Source organism: Embleya scabrispora DSM 41855 (assembly GCF_000372745.1).
In the GTDB taxonomy this organism is placed as follows: Bacteria; Actinomycetota; Actinomycetes; order Streptomycetales; family Streptomycetaceae; genus Embleya; species Embleya scabrispora.
This window is the reverse complement of record NZ_KB889605.1, coordinates 1-7,822: the sequence shown is the minus strand read 5'-3', so window position 1 is coordinate 7,822 and position 7,822 is coordinate 1. Positions and strand designations below refer to the sequence as shown.

Here is a 7,822-nt window from a genome sequence, read left to right as displayed (position 1 = left end):
CGCTACCTATGTCGCCCTCGTCGGCCTGGCGCTCGTCGTCCATTGACCAGTCGGCGGGATCGATCCACTCCGCGAATGCCAGACAGACACTGTCGGCGGCGCGGTACAGCCCGACCTGGGCCAACTCCAGCGCGTCGGCGTCGGGGTGTGCGTGCACGACCAACCGCTCGACCGTGACCCTGAGTGTGGACATGAGGCGCCCCTTCCCCCGTGCTCGCTTCGGGGTGAATCCCCGTCCACGCCACGGTCCCAAGCACCCGGGCGGGGCAGCCAACGATTTACCGGCACCCTGGGACAGGATGGGGCACATGCCGAACTTCATCGAGAAGCCGACGGTCGTCGAGGCCGCCGGCAACATCCCCAAGACCATTCGCGAGTTCGTCGGCCGGGTCAACACCGGCGACGAGGCGCTCAGCATCGCGCACATGACCAGCCCGGGCGGCTGGGAGGAGCCGGGCCAGCGCCCCGACTTCGACGAGTACACCGTCGTCCTGCGCGGCGTGCTGACCGTCGAGTTCGAGGGCGGCGTCCAGGACGTCGCGGCCGGCCAGGGCATCCACACCGCCGCCGGCGAATGGGTGCGCTACAGCACCAGGGGCGCCGAGGGCGCCGACTACATCGCCGTCTGCCTCCCCGGCTTCACCCCGCACACGGTCCACCGCGACGAGTAGGTCCGGCGACAACTCGTCACCACCACACCAAGGCCACGTAAAAAACAATAGATAGCACCCGGCCACGCATTCACCGGCGTGGCCGGGTGAAAGCCCATTTGTTTTGACTATCCATTGATAACTTCCCCTTCGCATCACCTAGGCACACAACAGGTCTGGTTGGCACTCTCACGGAGATCGCCAGGCCCTGCAAGAGGGCCGAGACACCGCCCGTGAGCGGATCGGGTTCAACGAAGGCCGTGCACTGCCTGGCGAATGGATGGATTCTCCTCGCAGATCCGAAGCACCCCGAAGATTGTGCCGTGAGGACAGCGCCGCCATCGATTCACGCTCGGCGGACACGCGGGGTGGGCGGCAGTAGGGGTACAGACGCCAAGCGGTCGACCCTGCCTTTCTCGCATCGACGGGCAAGTAGCTGATTCGCTTCTACCCCAGCCGTCGGCAGCTCGATGCAGCAGGCCCGCACCCCGAACGAACCACTGCAGTCCTCGATAATGCAATGAATTCGGCAAGTCAGCATTTGTCACGATCCTTGAACTAATACAACCGATACCCCTTATCTTGACATTGCAAGACGTATTCGATTCCCAAAGGAGTTGGAAGGGTTGGTTTCATTTAATTGTCGGACATAGGATGACTCCGGAAGGAAAAGTGCGCATCAGAGTGTCAAAATCATGCCAGGGAACGAAAGTCAAGCCTTGCAGAGAAGCTTGATACTGCCTAGTTTTGCACTGCTCGAATGCTGATCCAATATTTGATCATGAAGAACGAAAGGCTACGAGAATGCAGCGAATATTCAAGATCAAGACTGCCACAACCGGCGCCCTGCTTGCCACGATCGCTTCGGGAATCGTGGCGTTCGCACCTACGGCGCATGCCTCGGACTGCAGTGACATGCTGGGGAGCGCGAGGTACTACAACACCCAGACGGCCGAAGCGGTCAGCGGCGGCTCTTTTAGTGATGGCATAAACTACAACAATGCTACTCAGAGCATTCTTATAGATGCCCAATCCGCTTGCTACTACTCTACGGAATCCCTACAAGCCATCCAGTCGGCTCGGGGCGGAATAGACAGCATTCGTTGGGGGCTGGACCATGGCGACGCTGGGCAAGTATACGCGGGCGTGGATTCGGTGGGTGCAGATATTGAACGGGCCATCTACTATTCCTGAAGCACGACTCGGAAAGAAGAACCGAAGAAAGGGTCGGTCCATCTTCGGAGGGGCAGAGAACCGACCTGTTCTTTTCTATCGGATGATGGTCAACGCGCACTGAGCTGATTAGGATGCGGCATCCTCAATGCGCCGCGTGTTGGCAGTTCATTTCCCTCGACCAGAAGTTACGTCTTGCAGATAGGTCTCGCGCGAGAAATTGACTCGCCCCCGAACGTAGGGCTGACCATGTCACCTTCGACACCTCCAGCGTGTCACCGAGTCAGATCTTGGCGGTGATGGTCGCGACGAACTTCGGCAACAGCTCGCCCTGCCACCCGCTCCAGGGCCGGTCGGTGCCCTCCTTGGTGAGGCTGCCGGTGGCGTCGACCTGAAGGTAGTACTGCCCCTTGCGCAGCGACACTTGCGAATTCGCGTAGTAGGCGTCGTCCGCGCCGGTGCCGCTGAGGGCCTTGAAGTCGGGCTGGACCCGCTGGGCGGTGGTCTTGGACAGGTTCCAGTTGTAGTCGAGCTCCTTGGGAGCGTCGATGTTCCTGATCTGGATGGTCAGCTTGAGCACATTGCTGTAACCGAAGCCGCGGTTGGTGTTCACCGTGTAGAGGCAGGTCGTGCTGCGCAGCGCCGGGCCCCGGGACTTGTAGGAACCGGCGGCCTCGGCGGTGCCCTGTTCCTCCTGCGTCGTCACCTCGGGGATGACCTTGGCGATCTCGTCCGGCCTGATCAGGTCGCACACGTCAGGCCAGGTGGACATGTCGGTGGCCACCGGCGCGAACTTGCCGCCGCTCTTGGGTGCGGGCGGCGCCTCGGGGCGCGAGGCGGCCTTGGACGCCGCCACACTCGGCGTGCCGGCGACCGCGTTCGGGTCGAAGCTCTCCAGTTTGCGGACGCTCTCCGTGGGCGGCAGCTTGACCGCTTCGTTCTTCTTGCCGTCCGTGCCGTTGATCAGCAGCGCCGCGATCACCGTCGCCGCCGTGCCGCCCGCGAGCACGGCCAGCCAACTGAAGACCTGCTTGCGGCGATTGGGCCGCGGCGGCTCGGGCGGGTACGGCTGCGGATAACCGGTCGGACCGTAGCCCGGCGGCGGCCCGTACTGCCCCGGCCCACCGTACTGGCCGGGCGGCGGCTGTTGGCCGTAGCCGCCCTGCGGCGGGTAGCCGGGCCCCTGGCCGGGGTATTGGCCGGAGTTCGGCTGGTTGTACTGGCCGGTCATCGAGTGCTCCCGTGGTGACGAACCGTCGAGGGACGACGGCGAATCAGTCGTCCGTCATCTTGATGTTGAGGACGCGCACCAGGGCCGGTCCGGCCTTCTTCGTCCAGGTATCGCGCGCCTCGTCGGCACCCGCGGAGTCCTTGGTATCCGCGCTGACTTCAAGGACCACGTAGTAGCCGGGCGAGTCCGGCTTGGCGCCCTGCTTGTACAGGTTCAGCTTGCCGTTCTGGCGGAACGCGTCCTGTACGAACAGCTTGTTCGCGAGGTCCTCGAAGCCGGTGTAGGGGGCCGCGTCCGCCTTGGCCTTCTCGTACACGTCCTTGACCGGTCCGGCGTCGCCGATCGCCTTGATGGTCATGGTGATTTTGCCCGGTTCGGTGGCGTTCTTGAGATTGGGCAGCTTGACCTGCACGGTGCACTCGGAGTTCCGGAGCGTCTTCGCGCCCTTGCGGCCCTGCCGCGAGCCCACGATGCTCGCGTCCGGGACGGCGTTCTGGATCTCCCTGTCGGAGAGCATCGTGCACGCGTCAGGCCACGTGCCGGAGTCCCCGGTCGCCCGGAACTTGGCGCCGTCGGTGAACGCCACACCGGGCGGCGGGGTGTAGCCGTCGGGGAACGCGACGCCGTTCTCCGCCACCGGCTTGTCGCCCTTGTCGTTCTTCTTGTTGATCTCGTCGACGATGTACGAGGCCGCGACCGTGGCCAGCACGCCGCCGACCACCACGCCGATCCAGCCCAGAATCGGCTTCAGCTTGCTCCGGCGCGGCGGCTGGTGGGGCGGCATCGGGCCGCCGGGGTACGGCTGTTGGTACATCCCGGGCTGACCGTACGGCGGCTGCTGCTGTGGCGGCCCGCCGTAGTGGTTCCCCCCTGGGTTGCCGATTCGTACCATCCCCGTACTCCTCCTGATGCCTGATCCGATGCGCTGTTCCGATGCGCTGTCGCTGCTGCCCTACCGCGCGAACCGCGGGTTACATCCGTGCCACGAGGTAGCCGATGAGCGTCGGCCCGTACTGCTTGGCCGCGTCGTCGCTCGGCAGCTTCGCTCCACCCGGACCGCTCAGCCCGCTGGACATGTACAACTCCACGAAGTACGGGCCCTTGTTGAAGTAGATGTAGTTGTCGTCGCGGAACGCGTCGTCGGTGCCGAGCTTCGTGCCCAACTCCTCGAACGTGCCGAACGGCTTGCGTCCGTGATTCTTCTTGGTGTCGCCGTAGTGGCCCTTCGCGATCGCCGGCGTGCTCACCTCGTGGAGTGTGAGTTCGATCTTGGCGTACGTCGGATACTTCGGATTGTTCGGGTCGGGTACGGCGAGATCGAAGTCGCACTGGTTGTCGGCCGCGCCCGGGAAGTCGTACTTGACCGAGACGGTCGTGTCCGGCTTCCTGGTCTTGACCGTGGCGCCCTTGACGACCTTGCCGATCTGCGCGTCCGAGAACATCTCGCACGCCTTCGGCCAGGTCTTGCCGTCGTTGGTCGCGTTGAATTTTGACCCGGCGTCGGCGGGCGGCGCTGCGGGGAAAACCATCGGGCGATCGAGCGGCTCGGGACTCGGGCCGGTCTGACCGCTCTTGCCCCCGCCGGAGGCTCCGGGCGCGGTGGGGCCGGCCGAGGTGGGGCCGGGCTTGGCGGTGTCCGCGTCGTCGTCCTTGTTCAGCAGCACGAAGCCACCGACGCCGGCGCCGACCAGGACGACCGCGACCGCGGCCCACAGTGCGATCCGGTTGTTCCGGCGCGGCGGCGGGGTGGGCTGCCCGTACGGGTGGCCGGGCGGTCCGTACGGACCCGGCGGCGGGTAGCCGGGCTGTTGCGGTGGATAGCCCTGCTGCTGCGGATAACCCTGTTGCGGTGGGAAGGCCGGCTGCTGCTGCGGGTGTTGCGGGTACTGCCCGGGTTGGCCGTAGCCGCCGCCGTGCTGCTCCGGGCCCTGCGGCCAACCCCCGCTCACAGCTTCTGCCCGACGACAGCGGCCACGGTCGGACCGTACTGACGCGACATGGTGTTCCCCTTGAGCGGGTTGCCCTGCGAGTCCTCGACCTGGGCCTGGAGGAGGATCCACACCCGGAAGCCGTTCTTGGAGATCTGGATCGTGGTGTTGTCGCGGAACGCCGAGTCCACCCCGATCTTGGCGGCCGGGATGTCGTCGTACTGGTCGGGGTAGGCCTTGGTGGCCGTCTCCGCCTGCGTCTTCTCCTTGGCGAAGGAGGTCTTCTCGTCGGCCAACGGCTTGTAGCCGTACGTGGTGATGTTGATCTTCGCGGGATAGTCCGAGGACTGCAGGTTCGGCAGGTCGAGCATGATGTCGCACTCGTTGTCGTTCACGGCCTTGCCGAACATGTTCGAGTACCGACCCATGAAGCTCTTGCGCTCACGGATGGTCGCCTCGGGGATGACCGTCTTGATCTCTTCGTCGGTCAGCAGGTCGCACGCCTTGGGCCAGGACTTCGGGTCGACCGAGAAGTTGCCGAACTTCGGCCCGCTGATCGCGGGCAGCGCGTCCGGGATCTTCAGCGTGTTGGTGATGTCGGCCTTCTTGGGGCCGGTCGCGGCGGTGTTCTCCGGGGCAGCGGTCTTGCCGAGGACGATCGGCGCGGACGTGGTCTTCTGCGCGGCCGGGTCCTTCTTGTCGGTCGGGTCGTCGAACCCGACCAGCGCGACCACGACGGACGCCACGACCGCGCCGGTGACACCGGCGATCCAGGTGCCGATCACCTTCTTGCTGCGGCCCCCGCGCGGCGGCCGGCCGTTCGGGTCCAGCTGGACCGGGTTCTGCGCGTACTGCTGGTAGTGCCCGTACTGGCTGTACTGCGGGTACGGATAGCCGCCGGACTCCTGGAAACCGCCCGGCTGCTGTTGCTGCTGCTGTTGTTGTTGCTGCTGCGGAAAGCCGCCGGGCTGCGGGTATCCCCCCTGCTGCGGATAGCCACCCTGGGGCGGGCCCGGCTGTCCCTGCTGTCCCGGTTGTCCCGGCGGGCCGGGTGGCATCGGCGGCACAGGCGGATAGCCCTGACCATCGCTCATCGGGAGGTCCCCCTCGGATCTCGGGTTTCACCTGGCGTTTGTGTGCAGGCATCAGGCGCGGAGACATGCTGCCATGTGCATGGAGAGGCCGCAGAGGTCAAGGGTGACGTTTGTGGCGACATTCACCTAAATAAGTCTCCGGAGGCGCACAACGTTTCGATGACGTCAAGCGTCCCGGCCGACAGGACCACCGATCCGAGACCCCCCTCACAGCGCGCGAGGCACTAAAGTTGAGTCAGGAATACTCAAGCGATTTGACCGGTTGCATCCGACGGCTCATCCTTGAGCGACAAACACTCAACTCTTTCCGTGGAGGAAGCGAATCATGGCACGTGCGGTCGGTATCGACCTCGGTACGACGAACTCCGTCGTCAGCGTTCTGGAAGGCGGCGAGTCGACCGTCATCACCAACGCGGAGGGGTCGCGGACCACACCGTCCGTGGTTGCCTTCGCAAAGAACGGTGAGGTGCTGGTCGGCGAGGTGGCCAAGCGTCAGGCCGTCACCAACGTCGACCGGACCATCCGGTCCGTCAAGCGCCACATGGGGACCACCTGGTCCGTGGCGATCGACGACAAGAAGTACACCGCGCAGGAGATCAGCTCCCGCATCCTGATGAAGCTCAAGCGCGACGCCGAGGCATACCTCGGCGAGAAGGTCACCGACGCGGTCATCACCGTGCCGGCGTACTTCAACGACGCCGAGCGGCAGGCCACCAAGGAGGCCGGCGAGATCGCCGGTCTGAACGTGCTGCGCATCGTCAACGAGCCCACCGCGGCGGCGCTGGCGTACGGCCTGGACAAGGCCGACGAGCAGACCATCCTCGTCTTCGACCTCGGCGGCGGCACGTTCGACGTGTCGCTCCTGGAGATCGGCGACGGCGTGGTCGAGGTCAAGGCCACCAACGGTGACAACCACCTCGGCGGCGACGACTGGGACCAGCGGGTCATGGACCACCTGGTCAAGCAGTTCCAGAACGCGCACGGCGTGGACCTGTCCAAGGACAAGATGGCCCTCCAGCGCCTGCGCGAGGCCGCGGAGAAGGCCAAGATCGAGCTGTCCTCCTCGATGGAGACCTCGATCAACCTGCCCTACATCACGGCCTCGGCCGAGGGCCCGCTGCACCTGGACGAGAAGCTCACCCGCGCCCAGTTCCAGCAGCTGACGCAGGACCTGCTCGACCGCACCAAGGTGCCGTTCCAGAAGGTCATCGAGGACGCGGGCATCCCGCTCTCGGCGATCGACCACATCGTCCTGGTCGGCGGCTCGACCCGGATGCCGGCCGTGGCCGACGTGGTGCGCGAGCTCACCGGTGGCAAGGAGCCGAACAAGGGCGTCAACCCGGACGAGGTCGTCGCCGTCGGCGCCGCGCTGCAGGCCGGTGTGCTCAAGGGTGAGGTCAAGGACGTCCTGCTGCTGGACGTGACGCCGCTGTCGCTTGGTATCGAGACCAAGGGCGGCATCATGACCAAGCTGATCGAGCGCAACACCACGATCCCGACCAAGCGTTCGGAGATCTTCACCACGGCCGAGGACAACCAGCCGTCGGTGCAGATCCAGGTGTTCCAGGGCGAGCGCGAGATCGCCGCCTACAACAAGNNGCTCGGCATGTTCGAGCTGACCGGCCTGCCGCCGGCCCCGCGCGGGCTGCCGCAGATCGAGGTCACCTTCGACATCGACGCCAACGGCATCGTGCACGTGTCCGCGAAGGACCTGGGCACGGGCAAGGAGCAGTCGATGACCATCAC

At 65.2% G+C, this 7,822-nt stretch carries 8 protein-coding genes; 3 read left to right on the top strand and 5 right to left on the bottom strand.

What is annotated here, in order from left to right:
• Window positions 1–193 (bottom strand): hypothetical protein (locus A3IC_RS0111000; protein ID WP_026218125.1); only part of this gene is annotated, 193 nt, incomplete at its 3' end.
• Between the two features lie 115 nt (window positions 194–308).
• On the opposite strand from A3IC_RS0111000, the gene A3IC_RS0110995 reads away from it, so the two are divergent.
• The gene (locus A3IC_RS0110995) at window positions 309–671 is read left to right on the top strand and encodes a cupin domain-containing protein (RefSeq protein ID WP_020550103.1); all 363 of its coding nucleotides are present in this window, start codon (window positions 309–311) and stop codon (window positions 669–671) included.
• 783 nt (window positions 672–1,454) lie between these two features.
• On the top strand, window positions 1,455–1,844 hold the full coding sequence (locus A3IC_RS68530) for a hypothetical protein (protein ID WP_158695903.1): 390 nt from the start codon (window positions 1,455–1,457) through the stop codon (window positions 1,842–1,844).
• Window positions 1,845–2,106: 262 nt separating this feature from the next.
• Here the strand turns inward: A3IC_RS68530 and A3IC_RS62105 are convergent, their stop codons facing one another.
• The 4 genes from A3IC_RS62105 to A3IC_RS62095 all read right to left on the bottom strand — a co-directional run bounded on the left by A3IC_RS62105 (window position 2,107) and on the right by A3IC_RS62095 (window position 6,076).
• Entirely contained in the window at window positions 2,107–3,054 is a 948-nt protein-coding gene (locus A3IC_RS62105; protein ID WP_020550102.1) for a hypothetical protein, read from the bottom strand.
• Window positions 3,055–3,097: 43 nt separating this feature from the next.
• Window positions 3,098–3,946, bottom strand: a complete 849-nt coding sequence (locus tag A3IC_RS0110985) for a hypothetical protein (RefSeq protein ID WP_158695902.1) — start codon at window positions 3,944–3,946, stop codon at window positions 3,098–3,100.
• A 79-nt stretch (window positions 3,947–4,025) separates the two neighbouring features.
• Window positions 4,026–5,003: a hypothetical protein gene (locus A3IC_RS62100; RefSeq protein WP_020550100.1), complete on the bottom strand. Its 978-nt coding sequence runs from the start codon at window positions 5,001–5,003 to the stop codon at window positions 4,026–4,028.
• Complete coding sequence (locus tag A3IC_RS62095; RefSeq protein ID WP_158695901.1) at window positions 5,000–6,076, bottom strand: hypothetical protein; 1,077 nt, start codon at window positions 6,074–6,076, stop codon at window positions 5,000–5,002. The genes A3IC_RS62100 and A3IC_RS62095 overlap by 4 nt, the downstream gene beginning before the upstream one ends.
• A gap of 325 nt (window positions 6,077–6,401) precedes the next feature.
• On the opposite strand from A3IC_RS62095, the gene dnaK reads away from it, so the two are divergent.
• Window positions 6,402–7,822 (top strand): molecular chaperone DnaK (dnaK, locus tag A3IC_RS0110970; RefSeq protein WP_020550098.1); only part of this gene is annotated, 1,421 nt, incomplete at its 3' end.